General features: G+C 58.2%; 20 protein-coding genes. 18 read left to right on the top strand and 2 right to left on the bottom strand.

Translation table 11 applies throughout. The annotated features are described in order from the left end of the window. Both IPH59_12090 and IPH59_12085 read left to right on the top strand, forming a co-directional pair. On the top strand, positions 1-403 hold a 403-nt coding region (locus tag IPH59_12090), incomplete at its 5' end, for a hypothetical protein (protein MBK7092439.1). Positions 404-455: 52 nt separating this feature from the next. Then, a complete protein-coding gene (locus tag IPH59_12085) occupies positions 456-1,415 on the top strand; it encodes a hypothetical protein (GenBank protein ID MBK7092438.1) in 960 nt (319 codons plus the stop codon). Positions 1,416-1,472: 57 nt separating this feature from the next. Here the strand turns inward: IPH59_12085 and IPH59_12080 are convergent, their stop codons facing one another. Beyond that, positions 1,473-1,625 (bottom strand): helix-turn-helix transcriptional regulator, encoded by a 153-nt coding sequence (locus IPH59_12080; GenBank protein MBK7092437.1) that lies wholly within the window; start codon positions 1,623-1,625, stop codon positions 1,473-1,475. Positions 1,626-1,951: 326 nt separating this feature from the next. Between IPH59_12080 and IPH59_12075 the strand changes: the two genes are divergently transcribed. Beyond that, the gene (locus IPH59_12075; protein MBK7092436.1) at positions 1,952-2,938 is read left to right on the top strand and encodes a hypothetical protein; all 987 of its coding nucleotides are present in this window, start codon (positions 1,952-1,954) and stop codon (positions 2,936-2,938) included. A gap of 53 nt (positions 2,939-2,991) precedes the next feature. Further along, a complete protein-coding gene (locus tag IPH59_12070; GenBank protein MBK7092435.1) occupies positions 2,992-3,288 on the top strand; it encodes a hypothetical protein in 297 nt (98 codons plus the stop codon). Here the strand turns inward: IPH59_12070 and IPH59_12065 are convergent. Next, positions 3,280-3,774 (bottom strand): hypothetical protein, encoded by a 495-nt coding sequence (locus IPH59_12065; GenBank protein ID MBK7092434.1) that lies wholly within the window; start codon positions 3,772-3,774, stop codon positions 3,280-3,282. The two genes, IPH59_12070 and IPH59_12065, sit on opposite strands and share 9 nt — an antisense overlap. Before the next feature lie 144 nt (positions 3,775-3,918). Here IPH59_12065 and IPH59_12060 point away from each other — a divergent pair, with 144 nt between their 5' ends. From IPH59_12060 to IPH59_11995, 14 genes are all read left to right on the top strand, one after another. Beyond that, entirely contained in the window at positions 3,919-4,239 is a 321-nt protein-coding gene (locus IPH59_12060) for a hypothetical protein (GenBank protein MBK7092433.1), read from the top strand. Between the two features lie 60 nt (positions 4,240-4,299). After that, complete coding sequence (locus tag IPH59_12055; protein ID MBK7092432.1) at positions 4,300-4,746, top strand: PRTRC system protein E; 447 nt, start codon at positions 4,300-4,302, stop codon at positions 4,744-4,746. Next, a complete protein-coding gene (locus IPH59_12050; GenBank protein ID MBK7092431.1) occupies positions 4,743-4,958 on the top strand; it encodes a PRTRC system protein C in 216 nt (71 codons plus the stop codon). The genes IPH59_12055 and IPH59_12050 overlap by 4 nt, the downstream gene beginning before the upstream one ends. 238 nt (positions 4,959-5,196) lie before the next feature. Further along, positions 5,197-6,804 (top strand): PRTRC system protein B, encoded by a 1,608-nt coding sequence (locus tag IPH59_12045; GenBank protein ID MBK7092430.1) that lies wholly within the window; start codon positions 5,197-5,199, stop codon positions 6,802-6,804. 60 nt (positions 6,805-6,864) lie between these two features. Further along, a complete protein-coding gene (locus IPH59_12040) occupies positions 6,865-7,557 on the top strand; it encodes a PRTRC system ThiF family protein (protein MBK7092429.1) in 693 nt (230 codons plus the stop codon). Positions 7,558-7,700: 143 nt separating this feature from the next. Beyond that, positions 7,701-8,111: an NUDIX domain-containing protein gene (locus tag IPH59_12035; protein ID MBK7092428.1), complete on the top strand. Its 411-nt coding sequence runs from the start codon at positions 7,701-7,703 to the stop codon at positions 8,109-8,111. 6 nt (positions 8,112-8,117) lie between these two features. Continuing rightward, entirely contained in the window at positions 8,118-8,960 is an 843-nt protein-coding gene (locus tag IPH59_12030; protein MBK7092427.1) for a hypothetical protein, read from the top strand. 119 nt (positions 8,961-9,079) lie between these two features. Further along, complete coding sequence (locus IPH59_12025) at positions 9,080-10,471, top strand: hypothetical protein (protein MBK7092426.1); 1,392 nt, start codon at positions 9,080-9,082, stop codon at positions 10,469-10,471. A 483-nt stretch (positions 10,472-10,954) separates the two neighbouring features. Further along, entirely contained in the window at positions 10,955-11,497 is a 543-nt protein-coding gene (locus tag IPH59_12020; protein MBK7092425.1) for a hypothetical protein, read from the top strand. A gap of 21 nt (positions 11,498-11,518) precedes the next feature. Continuing rightward, positions 11,519-12,328: a hypothetical protein gene (locus IPH59_12015; protein MBK7092424.1), complete on the top strand. Its 810-nt coding sequence runs from the start codon at positions 11,519-11,521 to the stop codon at positions 12,326-12,328. 84 nt (positions 12,329-12,412) lie between these two features. Further along, positions 12,413-13,303, top strand: a complete 891-nt coding sequence (locus IPH59_12010) for a hypothetical protein (GenBank protein MBK7092423.1) — start codon at positions 12,413-12,415, stop codon at positions 13,301-13,303. A gap of 79 nt (positions 13,304-13,382) precedes the next feature. Next, complete coding sequence (locus IPH59_12005) at positions 13,383-13,820, top strand: radical SAM protein (protein ID MBK7092422.1); 438 nt, start codon at positions 13,383-13,385, stop codon at positions 13,818-13,820. 265 nt (positions 13,821-14,085) lie between these two features. Continuing rightward, a complete protein-coding gene (locus tag IPH59_12000) occupies positions 14,086-14,592 on the top strand; it encodes a putative molybdenum carrier protein (GenBank protein ID MBK7092421.1) in 507 nt (168 codons plus the stop codon). Then, entirely contained in the window at positions 14,589-14,840 is a 252-nt protein-coding gene (locus tag IPH59_11995) for a superinfection immunity protein (GenBank protein MBK7092420.1), read from the top strand. Before IPH59_12000 ends, IPH59_11995 begins: the two co-directional genes overlap by 4 nt. Positions 14,841-14,865: the final 25 nt, after the last annotated feature.

Below are 14,865 nucleotides of genomic sequence, written 5' to 3'. Positions count from 1 at the left end.
GACGCTCGCCGATGTACTGGCGATTCACAAGCGGTACGGTGTTCCGCTCAATCCGCTTTACGGAATCGGAGCCATGCGCGTCGGTTGCTGGCCCTGCATCATGAGCCGCAAAAGCGAAATACGAACCATCGCTTTGAAATTCCCCGAGCGGATTGAGGAGATCAGGCAGGCGGAGCAGGAGTTTGAAAAGACTTATGGCCGATACTCGTCGTTCTTTCCCGCGTCCACCGTGCCCGAACGGTTCCGCACCAAACCGTTTCAGCGGGAGGACGGCACATGGATTAACGTGGCCTCGATTGATGACGTGGTGCGTTGGAGCATGACGGGAGACCGCGCGCGCGGCTCCTGGGAGGATGATCCGGTCAAGGAACCGATCGGTTGCAATTCCGGATTCTGTGAATGACCGTTTCACCTTTCCAATTGGGAGCAGCTCCCGGCACGTTTGAGATTTGAGAGTGAGAAAATCCATCCCAGCCAATCCCAAGCCGCTGCTGGTCTTCGTTCACCCTGGCAGCCTCTGCGGCAGCTATCAGACCGCGCACGATTGGCACCCGAACTGGCACCGTTACGCCGAGACCCGGCGCGCGCAAATCTGCACGGAGTTCGCCTTCCTCGACGCGCACAAAGTCGTCGTGCTTGGATCGGAACTGGATGACGAGATTCCGCAATACCCGGCAGTTCAGAACGCCGTCTTGCGGGCCGAACGAACATATCGAGCCGGACCGCTAGACGAGGAGTTGCGGAAGACAGCTCGACGAATCTGGAGGGAACATTCCCACAAGTCACTCTCGGTCCGCGTGACCGGAGCTTGGGCTGACCGTGAAGACGGCTGCGCGTGGATCGTGTATCGGGAACTCCGGCGCCTGGGTGGAGGACAAGTGATCTTGTCCCCTTTGGCCGCGCGTTTCGATGTCCCCGAGTTTGAAATCCAAACGGGAGCGGTTCATCCAGTCGAAAGTGTGCCGATAAAGTCCGCTGGCGTGAGCCGGGATTCAGCGGCCCTCGCACACAACGAACGGCTATTGCGAGAACATATTCGTACAAATCCCGCGTGGCGCGAGCTTGGTGACAGGCTGAAGTTGATCGGAGGAACCGCAGTCTGCGCGGCTTTCGAAGAGGACATGAATTTGGTTCTTCGGGCGGGAGTCACCTGGGCGCCGATTCAAAAGGACATCCTCTTGATTCGCGGGGAGAATTGTCGCTGCCATCAAAATGTCCTTCGCTTGTGGGAAGCAAATCCAGACCTCAAGGCATGTACGGGATACGCACTGTCCAAAGACGGAATTTGGAGAAGCCACTCCTGGTGCTTCGATCAATCAATCCACCGGATCGTTGAAACGACCGGGAAGCGAGTCGCTTATCACGGAGCTGTTCTCAAGCGGCGGCAAGTCCTGCGACGGTTGTTGGAACTTTAGGCCGATGGTATGCCAGCGTGTTCCTCATTTCTTCGGAACCGGCTGAAGTTCGCCCGCTCAAAGTTCGTCAACCAAATCGCGCACGCGCACCCTCAAGGCTTGGGCAACGCGCAGAAGCGCATGAAGACTGATCCATTGTTCACCGCGTTCGATCTTGCCGATGTAAACGGGATGCAGGTCGGCTTTTTCTGCGAGCCTTTCCTGGCTCATGCCCGCTCGATCGCGGCAGTTTCGGATCGTTTCGCCAAGGATTTTGAGCTGTTGTTTGGGCCGCAGCACAGTTGTTTAGGAAAACAGGACGGCCAGCCGCGGAACACACCCAACATGGGTTTATTTGCTGTTGTCGCACTTCCCGGTGTGGAGATGTTTTCATCGAATGCTCACTCAACGCACGGTGCCGTTTGCTGACGCAGACGGGTTCTCCGTTAGAGCGGCACGTCATACTTACGCAGGGGACAGGGTAGAGGAAGCCCTAGACTTGAGGAGGCGCGGTCTTGAATAAATGCCTACGGCCAAAAAGCCACACCGCAGGAAAAATGAAAAATCTCAACGCCATCAGACCCGGCGCACAAGAGCTCAACGAAAGCATCCGACGGCCGGAGAACATCCTTGAACTGAAAGTTGAGAGGGTCATGGCCGAGCCCAAATTCGACGGGTCGTTCATCTACATTACGCATGATCGGGCCGTCGGGCGCGCAGTGTTGTGCACAAAGGATGGCAACGAGCTCCGATTGGCTCCTGTGGTGCAGAATTTCATCCTTCGACACTTTGAGCGGTTGACCGAGCATTTTCTTTTCGAGGCGGAACTGGAACCGGACCCGTGGTCTGAAGCCGACAAAGTTGCCCTGAACGGAAACCTCTACTCAGGGCGGGAAATGCCATTCTCGATCCGCCTTGTCGTGCATGATGTCCTCCCAATGGATGAGATTGAACGGCCTCGGTCAACCGCTCGCGAACGCTACGCCTTGTTACGCGCTCTCGCTGGTGTGGAGGATGGACTGCAATTAGTCAGGCCTTTCCTTTGGCATAGGGGCGAGAAGGCCCGCATCTCCATCACCCCTTGCCAGGAGGTCACGAGAGAAGAGGCCATCCAATTGTTCCGTGATGGTTGGGAGCGGGGAAAGGCGCACAAGCGCGTATTGGTTGGCGGGCTGCCGTACGAGGGGTTGGTACTGATTGACCCGGAGAGCCTCCACAAGGGAGGAAGAAGCAATAAATGGAAGGTGAAACCGTTTCACACGGTGGACATCCGCGTGGCCGAACTCCATGAAGGCCACAGCGGCAAGGTTCCGCTCTACGAGGTTCACGGTTACGATACCAAGACCGGGGAAACGGTCAAAATCACCAGCGGTGTCAGTCCGGCGATGTTTGCGAGACTCAAGCAAGCCCAGGACCAGTTCGCCGCTCTCATCATCGAGGTCGAGGTTTCGTCTCTTCGAACACTTCAATCAGCCAACCCCACAATTCAGACGATCCGATTCGATAAGATGGGTCCACCGAAGCTCGAACCAGAAATGGCTTAACCACGGTCGCAAAACGAATGGCCTGACGACAAACAGGTCGCCAAACAAAACGCATGGCTGAAGAAATTCAATTCACGTTCAAATGCCCCCAATGTGGCTGCGCGGCGTTCGAAGAAATCCTGATCAACGTAACCCAGAGCACCGCGTTCGAACGGGTCAACTGTGACGATGACATCACCGAGCCCGACTACCAGAACACCTCGACGGACGGCGGCGAAATCAATCGTTACCAATGCGAGCGCTGTGGATTCATCTTGAAGGATGAGCAGGGCCGGACTATCGCCAGCACGCAGGGGTTGCGACAGTGGCTGGACAAGAACGGGCAAGCCGGCGTGGTTTTCTCAGGATAAGCCCACCACCGGAACCGACTTGTCTTGGCTTGCTCGCGGCGAGGAAACTTCGGCGCTCCGGCCGTGCGTCGTCGGAGATTTCGCCAACCAAGGCTCCACGATGCAATCCACGACGTCCTTGAGCTGCTCCCCAGAAACGCAAACTTCGGTATGACCGCGTTTGTCTGTGATGCGAATCTGCTCCTTGCCGACGCATACGCAGCGCACTTCGTCCACTTCGGAATCGTAAGCAGAAAAAGTCGAACCCTCCCAAGGCGCCTCCCCCTCCAGGGGAACGTCGCCATCCTGCCATGCTTGATGGATGCTGAAGATCGTCTCGGGCAGCAGGTTTACCCGTTGACCACGTTGTGACAGGGTCACCCGCCCGTTCCTGACGTTGCCCACGTCGAGCAGAATTTCTCCGCGATCAGTGAAGGTCAGGCCGCGATAACGTTGCGCGGCCTCGAGCGCGCGCCTGCGTGCGATTGGATCGCCATCGAACTTCATACCACAGTATAGCGTCGTCCGTCACGGAGCCGCGGGCCGGAGTGCGGCCGCCGTGAGTTTCATGGAGCGGATGGCGATATAGTGGACTGCCTCGCCTGCTCAAGGCTTCGCCCAGAAAACTTCGTCGGCAAGGCAATGCGATCAATGTTGTCCACCATCGAACAGATTGAATTCACAAACCTCCCGCCGCGCAGCGCACCGCCTCCGGTCGAGAATTTGCAGGAACTGGAGGAGATTCTCCAACGTTCGATCCGGCCTTTGACTCCGGCGCAGCGTGTGGAGACCTGCCAACAGCTCATCAGCGCAGCAATGCGGGGCGAGGAAATGCACGTTTTGCTCCAGCCGTCGAGGGTGTATATTGGCTACCTCAACGGAACCTTCAAACGCACGATCAAACTGGCCGGTGAAAGCATCGTGCGCGGGATCCTGCACGCACTGGTGAAGGAGGCCAGCCGTCCGGGCTGATGGATAAGCAAGAACCAAAGAACGCGGCCAAACAGAAAGCTCGACGCATTTCAAGAATCTATGTTCACCAAAATCGCGAAAGCATTGTTGAAGGGAGACAGTTCTCTCAACCTGATCATCACCCGGGAAAACGACGCCCTGCTTCGGGTGACTGCGGTGGTCAGAGACCCAAAGGCGAGCGGGGATTTGAAGGACTCGGCCCTCTTGCGCGGCGTCACGATCGTGAATACGCCGGAGAAACTCGAAGAAACGCTGGGTGACGAATTGGCCAATTACCAGGCGGCCCGCGAAGAAGCGCACGCCTCCATCGCGGAGGTCACTGCGGCGCTCAAGGAAGAAACCGAAAGGAACCGCAAGAAGGCCCGCCAGACCCGGGCCAAGGGCGGAGCCGGCGACACGGCCGCCGCGAAAGCCGAAAGAACCGGCGGTGAGGCCTCTCTGCTCGACGAGGCCGCACCGGCACAAACTCCGAAGCAGCCCGAACCCACAACTTCCCAGACACCATGACCGCCCCGACCAAGCTCAAGCCGTTGACCCGAGTCTTTCAGTGGAACGGACTGGAAATTCCGGACCCGAACGCCCGGTTGAATCCAGAGGAAGTTTTGAAGGTCCTGGGAACGGTCCATCCGGAACTGAACAACGCCTCCATCGAAGGCCCCTCCTTTCAGGGGGACAAGGAAGTTTACACTCTCTGCACCCGACTCGGCACCAAAGGGTGAAAAAGGGGAAACGATTTTCCGCGCGCCGCATCTTGCGCGCGTGTCACAGTCAAGAGCATCCCTTGATACAGCAGGCCCGACGGGAGCCGACCCAGCGAACATGCGTCCAAGCCCTGTCCGAGTTCATCCAGAACGTGAAGGAAGGCCGACCCGAGGCCCAAGGCCTCGACAGTCCCCTGACCGTTTACTAGCGGCACCGCTGCCCCATCTGTATCCGACAGTTCCCGGGCGACTGGCCGTGCGCGAGCACGAACACAAAGCCGCGCTCATCTATTCTCACCTGACCGAACTGGGCTGGACCCGGTCATTGCCCAAGAAGAACATTCTGGCGGAAGCCGCGCAATGCCTGACGAAACGGGTGTCCCGCTACCAGCAACGCCGGCTGCCACTGGAATTCACCCTGGCAACTGATCTCAAGCTGCTGCCGCTCAGCGAGAGCTCGGACCAGTGCGCGATCGTGGTCCACACCACGGACGTTCAATGCATTGAGCTTCAGGATCCCATCCTGCGACTGGAGAAGAAAAACCCCAAAGTGGGACGCTACGTTTGGCGGGCGCTGCATCGCGGACTCGGGCTGCTTGGCGAGTATTGTTCGCCCTACACCTTGCTGCACTTGATTGCCATGTACTATTGGCAAGGTGATGAGAACGAGGAATATGTCCTCAAGGAACTCAAGGCCCAGGGCGAAGACGTGTCGCAAATTGAAATGATTCGGCGTGCCGACCTCGAGCGGCAATTCCCAACCTGGGTGCTGGGACGTGAACGCGAGTACCGCAGGCCGCCCACAGGACTGAGACAACTGCCCTTTTGCGCGGCCGTCCAGCGGCTCATGTCCTTCCAACGGGAACAATTCCCGGACAACTCGCTGGAGTGCCACAGCATCCCCATCGTTTACATCCCGTGGGAGCGGTCGGTCATGAACCAGGTGGTCGACGAGCACTTTAATGTCCTCAACCAGGATTACGAAACAGTTCAGTGCCTGTTCCCGTTCGATCCGGCGTCCTGTGAATCCTTCCGACGGGCCTGGAGACAATTCGAGGTTTACCTAGCGGTCGTCCAAGCCGTGGAAGATGTCCTGGACGGGCTGCTCGGCGCCGCCGAACCGCGCCCGGTGATGATCGGCACGCCGAAGGAGTCCCCGCGCGAACTCGCCGCCACGCACGCGTTCCTGCTCTACAGCGGCGCAAACACGTTGAGCCGGGCAATGGTGACACTCCACACCGTTGCAAGGGGACCTGGACGCTACGTGCTTCTGCCCGGCAAACCCGCCAGCGCCCCCGCGTTGTACCAATTGTTGACTCGTTTCAATCCGAACCTTGCCTATCACGGGCTGCTGCCTTGGAACCTGTTGCGGCACACTCCCGGCGAACTGCTCTGGCATTGTCCCAGCCGCATCGAGCCGATCTTCTTTCAAACCAACCAGGGCGAACTCAACGCGATCAGCGGCCAACGCGTGCGCCATCCACACCTGCTGTTCCATGTGACGCGCAAAAGCCTTCACGTCGCGGCCCTGCCAAACGACCAGCGCCCCACCCTTCAGACTGAGTTGATGCGAGCACCGTATTACAACGTGAGCGCGGAGGGACTGGTCTGCCAGGGCAGCATGAACGGCCCGCGCGAAAACCGGCCCGAGGCTATCGCCCAGTGGGAACGCGCTTTTTTCCACTCCGCATTCACCCACCCGCAGGGCGGAGCGTTTCAGATCACTTCACATCCCAACGGTCAATCCGGGCTGTGGCTGGAGCACGCTGCAAAGCCGGGCGCCGAATTCCCGGTCGAGCATCTCGTGCCGATGAAAATGACTCTGAGTCAGTGGCTGACGGAACATTCGACATCCAAGTGGTGATGAACTGTGAGTTCGCCTGCACACAAGATCCCTGCTGAATGGCACCGGCGAGTTGTCCGGGTGCATCTTGCCGGTTGCGGCGGCAACGGGTGCCACGTGCTGATGGGACTGTGCCAGTTGCAGAGGGCTTTGCAGGGATTGGGCCACCCGGGACTGCAGGTGACCGCGTTCGATCCCGACACCGTCTCGGAAGCCAATCTCGGCCGTCAACTCTTCACGGAAGCCGATCTCGGTCAGAACAAAGCGCTCGCGCTCATCCACCGGCTCAACATCGCGTTTGGTCTGGATTGGAGCGCGATCCCGCTGGCCTACCGTCCGCACCAAACCTGGCCGGACCTGCTGATCACCTGTGTTGATTCCAAACAGGCCCGCGCCGGAATTCATGAGCGCATCCAGTGCGGCCATCTGCATTACTGGATGGATCTGGGCAATGGCGCGGATTACGGACAGGTTATTCTTGGGCAGGCCGGCGCGTCGCGGAAACGCTTGCCCAACGTCGCCGACCTCTACCCGGAGATGCTTCAAGGCTATGAGAATGACGCCCCTTCATGCAGCCTCGCCGAAGCGCTCACACACCAGGAGTTGTTCGTCAACCGCACGCTGACTGCCTTCGCACTGCACCTGGTGTGGGCCATGTTCCGGCGCGGAGAAATCCGCGTGGCCGGATGCTTTCTCAATCTGAAGGAGATCACCACTGTCCCAATTCCCTTGCGACTTCTAAAGAAGCAGCGCAGGCCGTCACGGAGAACTTAATCCCTGCCGCGCCTCCCGGCCTTGCTACGCGCGGGATTTTTGCGTGACGAAACGTTGCCTCGCGGCAGGCCGCGGCAGGCCGCCTTGAGCAAGTGCAGCCGAAACCCGGCTTCGCCGAAATAAGAGCGTCGCCGAGCGGTTCCATGAAAGAGGCAGTCACCATCATCGTCATTGGCGAGGGCCACGCATACATAGCTCGACGCCTCAAGATCTCCGACAACTTCGGCAAGCTGGGGTTTCCGGGCGGCAAACGTGAACATGCCGACGCGGACCCGCGCGAGTCGGCCGCGCGCGAACTCGCCGAGGAAATGGGCCTCACCGTATCGGCCGGCGACCTGCAGCATGTCGGGGTTTCGGAATTCCGGACGCCCGATTTCGGGCATTACCGGACCACCGCCTATTTGTTGCGCCTGCCGGACGGCGTCACACCGAAGAACGCGGAACCTCACAAACATGGACCCTGGCTGCGTATTCCCATCCCGGTTATTGAGAGCATGCCGGAAGACAAACTCCTGCCGGGTACCAAGGAGTTTCTCAAAGCCGCCGTGGCTTGAGGACGATTGGATCAACTTCTCCAACCCACCCAAAACCGTATGAACGAAATGGCCTTTAACCTGGAGAAAATTCGCGAAGCCCTCAAGGGCAGCAAAGAGCATTGCCACTGGCAGCGGCTGACGGACTTGGGCTATCGCGAGTGGCAGAAGCCGGAGAACGGCAAATGGTGTTACCGCGACATGGCCGAGTGGGCCGGCGAAACCTACGGCGAAGTGGTGAAACTGTTCATTCTCCTGGGTGCCTGCAACTATCAAATCGGCAATGGCGGCTTCGTGCAGTACTATGATAACGGGTACGCCAGCGGCGAGGGAGGGTGTCTTCGTGACCACGATGAGGACATTTTGCTCCACAAGGGAATGCTGGCGCTCGCCGTCAAATATGGCCTTCATCAATCCGACATTGGATCCCACGTTTACGCCATCCTGGCCGAGTTCCGTATCGTTCGCAGTGCTGACTCCGACGAGGATGAAGAGGATGGAGGTTGCGGCTGCTCGTCTGGAGAGATCGCCAACACAGACGAACTGGATGCCCTTGACCATCGTTATTACGCGGTGAATGAGAAGTGGGTCAAAGAACTCAAAATCCTCGCGGCCAAGTGGCTCAAAACAGGGACCAATCCGATCACCGACGCCGGTCCGTTACCCCAGTTAAAGAAACCCGCACCACGCCCAAGAGTGAAACTGGTCGGTCGCGATGGCAACGCCTTCGCTGTCATGGGCACCGTTTGCGAGGCGCTGCGCAAGGCGGGCGCTTCAGCCGAGACCATCAGCGGATATCGGCGGAAATCGATGAGTGGTGATTACGCCAACCTTTTGGCAACGGCCATGGAGTACTGCGAGGTGTGCTGATATGCGACCTAAAAAGCGGCTGGCGATTACGGCAAAGAACTTCGAATCAGTGGCGTGCCAGAAGCGCGGCAAACAACTCACTGAAATGAGATACCAACCGTAACCCGCAGTCCAACCCCATGCGATTTCTTCGTATCACCACCCCCACGCGCCTCGATCTCCGTGAAATCGTCACGCTGGGGATGACGACCAAGGCGAACTCCGAGAAAATCGGGCACAAAGGAAGCGGGCTGAAGTTCACTCTGGCCTACCTCCACCGATTAGGCAGTCACCTGCAGGCACGCAGTTCCGATTACCACGTCCGCAGTGAAACGTTCACCGCGAAGATCCGTGACGTGGATCACCAGATGATCCGGCTTCGGAGTTTGGAGAGCGAGCAGGTCTGGGAGGCGCACATCACCACACAGGCCGGCGCCGACACCTGGACCGAACCTTGGTTCATCCTGCGCGAGATGCTGCAGAACGCCATCGACGAGGGTGGAACCTACGAAATCGTGTCAGCGGAAACGCTCGCGGAAACAACCGGAACCAGCCTGCAAATCCCCCTCACCCCGGAACTGGAGCAAGCTTGGGCTGACAAAGACCGCTGGATGCAGCCCCGTTATCCGCACCTCATTGGAGGTGGACACCCGGAATTGAAAGGCCTCTACTATCACGGGTTTCTTATCTTCAGCGCCCGCGGCAAGTGGAAATATTCGTATGACGTGACCACTTTCCTCAAACGCAGCCAGCTCTCGGAGGACCGACAACTCCGCAATGGAGACCTTCACTCCGTCTTCGAACAAATCGCCATTGTCGCAGGATTCAATGCGCTGGCACCCGCAATTTACGAAGACGCGTTCGATTTGGATCAGAAAGAGGACGTTCAATTCCTGTATGATGGGGTATATCACCACATCTGTGCCGACCGCAAATCGTGGGGAGGACCGGATGGGTTCGACCTCAAGCGCATGGAGGAGGTCTTTCGCCAGAAGTTTGGAATCAACGCCGCGTTCCATACGCACTCACTCGCTGACAACGATCCGGCGGCTTATTACGCCCGCGCCGCCGGATTCAAACCCGCCATGGTTCCTTACCGTGTGGGCGGCATTCTCGGCGGGTATTCCGAAATCAAATCGCTTCAGGCGTGCCTGCCCACTCTCCAACAGCGTCTGCGCAAAGTGAAGACCACCGATTTCGCGCGACGTGAGAAACTGAAGCTCGCCATGCGGTTGGTGCGCAAAATTCAACCGGTCGACGTGCGAGTAGAGGTCGTGCAAAAGATTCACCAGGATGATAAGATCGAGTGCCGGGCCCTGGCCGATCCAGCCAACCAACGCATCCAGGTGCTTGAAGATCTGTTGGACCAGGATGTTCCTGTAATAGCCAAAGCTCTCATCGAGGAGTACATGCATCTCCGAACCGGCGCTGGCGACATGTCCCTCGAGTTGCAAAGAGGCCTGATCGAGATCATCTACGACCTCCTGACGAAAAGGCGCAAGGTATCAGTCGAACATCTCCAATCTGCGTGAGGGCGGAGAAGTGCGGGGATCGTCCGAGGACGGAAACACGCTTGCGCCGAATACCGGCGGACAAGAGGAACTTCACACCTGCTCGCACGCTAAACTAAATACAGCGTGAAGCATCACTCGGGTTGCACGGGATCGTAAACGGGCAAGAGCTGACAAATTCACCATGTCAACGATCCGCGCACCGCACATTGAACCACCGCAAGAGGAATTCCTTGTCCGAGTTCTGCGAACGCCTTGTTTCAACGTCGTTTTCAGACCGGCACGGAGGGAAACGTGGCGCGTCCTTGCCCGAACGGCTGAAGGCGCTCAACGCATTGCCAAATATCACTTCTACCATTCTCTCGAAATCCAAGTCGCAGCGACGGCGCCGCTATAATGATCCTGGCACAGCATCCCTATGATGGCCGACACCAGTCTTGCTACCGCTCGGTTCGAGCCGTACGAGTCGGACCGATCGCTTCGCGCAAAACAAACTGAGGACGAATGGGTCTGAGCATCTGCTATCAACTCGCTGCCAGCGGCCGTTCGGAGGAAATCGGGCAGCGCATGAGCGACTGGCAAGCGCAGCTCAAACGGCATTTGCCCGGCTGTAACATTTCCGAATTGGCCGTCACGGATAAACAGGTTTGGTTTGATCTCCTGCCTGGGCCGGGAAGCGAAATCGCGCGCATGCGACTGCGGAACGAGGAGTCGGAACTTTGGACGGGAAGTTGGGATTGCAAGACCCAGTACGCCGGATGCGCACAGTACGGCGGCCCGGCGAATTTCCTTGAAGCCCACGGTTGCCTGATCAAGGCATTGGACATCGGATACTCTTCAGGACTAGTCGAAACTGTTTCCGACGACGGCGGCTACTGGTCAGGCCGCAGCAGCGAGAAACTTCTTGAGCGCTTCCACGCGTACCAGAGCCTGGTCGCTTCCTTGGTTGCTCAGGTGAGAGATGCCGGGTTCTCAGCGACGAGCCCGCAGGACGAACCCGAATCTGGACGACAGGAACGCTCCACGGCCACCATCGACTCCTTCTGATTCCAGCCCTCGTTTCACATCATGCGAACTGCTACCCGCAAAACTCTGGAAAGCACCCTTCCTCCCGCGCCGTCAGGGGAAAGAAAGACCGAATTCGAACGCGCACTGAGAGAGGCTGGCATCGCGGTGTGCGAGGCCCTGCACCGATACTGTGACTGTTACCATTACAGTGGCTCGGTGATCGTCGGCGAACGGTTGGCCGAGATGGGAATTCCCGACCACATCTGCGCCGCGGTGGAAATTGTGTGCGAGGTTGCCGATGAAGAGGGCATCGATCCCCGCTTGAGTCCTGTTGAAGGATCCGTTCACCCGGAATACCTCGCCGCAGTTCTGGGCTGGCTGAAAATCACAGGCAAGGGTCTTCCGAAAACATGGCTCGGCCGATTCGCCTGGCACGAAGACGATCACTGGTTCATTCATCACGAGCACAAGCCGATTGCGGAAAGGGCCGGCCTCCGAGTCGAGATTCCCAGAAGCTGTTACTCGTTCAAACGACCTGCGCACGCGTTCCCAATTGATCCGCCGCCCAACGCCCTGCTCTTCAAAACCCGGGAGTCAGCCTGTCCGGTTGTGTGCGTCGTTAATGGGATTGCGCATGCCGATCCCGTCAACGTGCTCCCAGAACATCTTCGTCCCGAGATCCCGCTCTGCGGTCAGGAATGGAAAAGACTGACAGTCGCGGGAGTTCCGGTCGAGGTCCGAGCTACAGGTGGCGACGGATTGTTTATGGGAGTCGCGGTAGATACCGGACAAATGATGCGGTTCAATTGGGATGAAGGCCAAAGCGCGTTCAATATCCCGCTTGATGATGGCGCCTCAACCTGCGCCTGAAGGAGATTCCGAAAGCTCCAACGCTGTTCTGAATTCAATGTCCAGGTGAACCGAAAAAGTCTTCGACCAATTATGCAAGCGAGCATGAGCTTCGAGGAAATAGTAGCAGCGATCCGAGCCCGCCGTTTTCTTCCGAGCAAACCGATCCGCGAAATCCGGCCCATCGATCTCCAGCGCAACCCGCGCATCGTGGCCAGCCGCAAATACAACGGCAATTTTGCCGCAGCCGTCGTGAAATCGCCTGGCGACGTGGAATTCTACACCTCGTCCAACATTTATCTGACGAGTCTGGGCGCAAGCACGTGGTTTGAAGAGGGGGAATGGAAGAGCGCGTTGAACGAGGCCACTCCCGGCACGATTTTCCTCGGTGAACTTTTCATTCCGGGCGCCGGCATTGAAGACCTCGGGGCCTTCCAGAGTTGGTACACCTGGCATCGCAACCGGATTGGAGAGACTCCGCCCAAGGCAAAGTTCCTCTCGTTCGACTTGCTCACCTCCGCAGGGCGATCTCTTCACCACCGGCCCTACGAAGAGCGTTACCAAATTATACCCTCACCGATGCGCGTGGCTGCCGCGCCTTACCAAAACCTGAGCGAAGCCGAAGCGGCAGTTGCAGAGAGCAACCACATCGGCTGTGAGGGATTCGTTTTCTGGGACGCCGATGCCTCTTCATTGTGCAAGATCGGGGGTCAAAACAAAGCTCGGGGAGCCGCCTGGAAGGTGAAGCCGGTTCGCAGGGAAAGTTTCGTTCTGCAACGGCTCGCCTGCGCGGAACCCGCACGCCTTGTGATGGTGCTGGGGACGCACGGTCAGCCTGACTTTCAGTGCGGCAGCGGACTCACGCAGGACGAACGCAGGCAATTGGTGGAAGCGTTCCGCGCAGGAAAGAGTGTCATGGTGGATGCGCTTCACTATGGCTATGACGAGAGTGGCCGGCCAGAGATGCCTCGAGCTGTTGAATGGCGCACCTGTTGAGACATTAACCCTCTACCGAAATCGGCTCGTCCACGGGCACCGCTGTTCCGATCCGTAAACCAGGCACATTCAGGTCCGTATGAGCCTCTACATCCAGATCACCAAACGCTGCAACATGAGCTGCAATCACTGCAGCTTCAGTTGCGGTGAACGCGGCCCGGACATGGACGCCGCAATATTTCGTCGGGTGCTCGAACTCTCCGAGCGAGAAGAAACTCCCATCACCTTGGGTGGCGGTGAACCGACGCTGCATCCTCTCTTCATGGATTTTCTGTGGAGGTCCATACGAGCGAAGGCAGCCCTGACCTACGAATTGGGGATGCCAGCAGTCGGCTTGGTCACCAACGGCAGCCGGACCGCTGTCGCTCTCGAATTGGCCGCGCTCGCCAAAGTCGGCGTGATTTGTGCCAGTGTTTCACGGGACGAATTCCACGACCCTATTGATCCCCAAGTATTCCGCGCCTTCGAACCTTCCAAACAACCGGGGATTATCGGAGGATCAATACGCTGGGCTTGATTGTGCCAGCCGGCCGGGCCAAGCGCTGGGGAAATCATCCGTTCAGGCAATGCGTGTGCGACGGCCCGTTTGTCACCCCGACTGGAGACCTATATTCGTGTGGCTGTCGCCTCCGGAAGCTCGGACATGTCGCGGACACGGCGCTTCGTCTTCCAGATGAGTGGAGGGACATGATCTGTCCAAACGAACAGCCTCTCTTTGAGCGCGGCCCAACTCCTGGAGACGGTGCGGTTCCATCCGTGAGAAATCTCCACTGCGAAAACGGATGACTGCGATTCGCAAGATTATCGCCGGCGGCCAAACGGGCGCCGACCGAGCAGGACTGGATTTCGCTCTGGCCAATCAGATCCCCATCGGAGGCTGGTGTCCCAAAGGCCGCCGGGCTGAAGATGGGATTGTACCGAGCCGCTACCAACTAAGAGAACACCCTGCCTCTGCATACCAGCCCCGGACGATCCAAAACATCGACGAATCCGACCTGACCGCGGTCTTCGCTCGCGCTCCCTTGAGTCCGGGCAGTCGCTACACGTTGAAACAATGTCGGCACCAGGGAAAGAAGCACGTCTGGCTCGCCGGTTTTCCAGACGCCGAAGCCGACGCCAAATGCTTAAGGGCCGCGCTCAGCCAATTCGATGGAATCCTGAACATCGCTGGCAGCCGAGAAAGTAAATGCCCTGGCAACTACGAACACGTGTTGCGGGTCTTGCGTCTCGCCACTGCGGAGCTGACTTCGGTGAGAAATCAGGAACCCTCACAACCCGATCGCAAATGAACCGGGTTCTCTTCATCATCGCACTGGGTCTTTTGCCCATTGTCGGCGGGCCGGTTGCCACACTTTGTCTCGTCTTCCTGCTACCCAGCATCGTCGCCCACCTCATCCGCCACCCTGACACCAAGTTGGTCATGCTGATCAACTTGACCGTCGGATGGACGGTCCTCGGTTGGGCGATCGCCGCCGCCTTGACGATGCCGTGCAAGACACGAACTCGTGATCAATTCCATAATGCAGATGTTCCGTAGGCGAAACGGCTCGGGGCTGGCCGCT

The organism is bacterium (genome assembly GCA_016708315.1).
GTDB lineage: Bacteria > Zixibacteria > MSB-5A5 > CAIYYT01 > CAIYYT01 > JADJGC01.
The sequence above is the reverse complement of the archived record's forward strand: the minus strand, read 5'-3'. Positions and strand labels throughout refer to the sequence as shown.

Bases quoted from the DNA above. Each gene is read 5' to 3' on its own strand.
- IPH59_12070 (MBK7092435.1), top strand. From the start codon at position 2,992: ATGGCTGAAGAAATTCAATTCACGTTCAAATGCCCCCAATGTGGCTGC.
- IPH59_12050 (MBK7092431.1), top strand. From the start codon at position 4,743: ATGACCGCCCCGACCAAGCTCAAGCCGTTGACCCGAGTCTTTCAGTGG.
- IPH59_12035 (MBK7092428.1), top strand. From the start codon at position 7,701: ATGAAAGAGGCAGTCACCATCATCGTCATTGGCGAGGGCCACGCATAC.
- IPH59_11995 (MBK7092420.1), top strand. From the start codon at position 14,589: ATGAACCGGGTTCTCTTCATCATCGCACTGGGTCTTTTGCCCATTGTC.
- IPH59_12005 (MBK7092422.1), top strand. From the start codon at position 13,383: ATGAGCCTCTACATCCAGATCACCAAACGCTGCAACATGAGCTGCAAT.
- IPH59_12055 (MBK7092432.1), top strand. From the start codon at position 4,300: ATGTTCACCAAAATCGCGAAAGCATTGTTGAAGGGAGACAGTTCTCTC.
- IPH59_12075 (MBK7092436.1), top strand. From the start codon at position 1,952: ATGAAAAATCTCAACGCCATCAGACCCGGCGCACAAGAGCTCAACGAA.
- IPH59_12065 (MBK7092434.1), bottom strand. From the start codon at position 3,774: ATGAAGTTCGATGGCGATCCAATCGCACGCAGGCGCGCGCTCGAGGCC.
- IPH59_12025 (MBK7092426.1), top strand. From the start codon at position 9,080: ATGCGATTTCTTCGTATCACCACCCCCACGCGCCTCGATCTCCGTGAA.
- IPH59_12020 (MBK7092425.1), top strand. From the start codon at position 10,955: ATGGGTCTGAGCATCTGCTATCAACTCGCTGCCAGCGGCCGTTCGGAG.
- IPH59_12000 (MBK7092421.1), top strand. From the start codon at position 14,086: ATGACTGCGATTCGCAAGATTATCGCCGGCGGCCAAACGGGCGCCGAC.
- IPH59_12010 (MBK7092423.1), top strand. From the start codon at position 12,413: ATGAGCTTCGAGGAAATAGTAGCAGCGATCCGAGCCCGCCGTTTTCTT.
- IPH59_12060 (MBK7092433.1), top strand. From the start codon at position 3,919: ATGTTGTCCACCATCGAACAGATTGAATTCACAAACCTCCCGCCGCGC.
- IPH59_12080 (MBK7092437.1), bottom strand. From the start codon at position 1,625: ATGAGCCAGGAAAGGCTCGCAGAAAAAGCCGACCTGCATCCCGTTTAC.
- IPH59_12015 (MBK7092424.1), top strand. From the start codon at position 11,519: ATGCGAACTGCTACCCGCAAAACTCTGGAAAGCACCCTTCCTCCCGCG.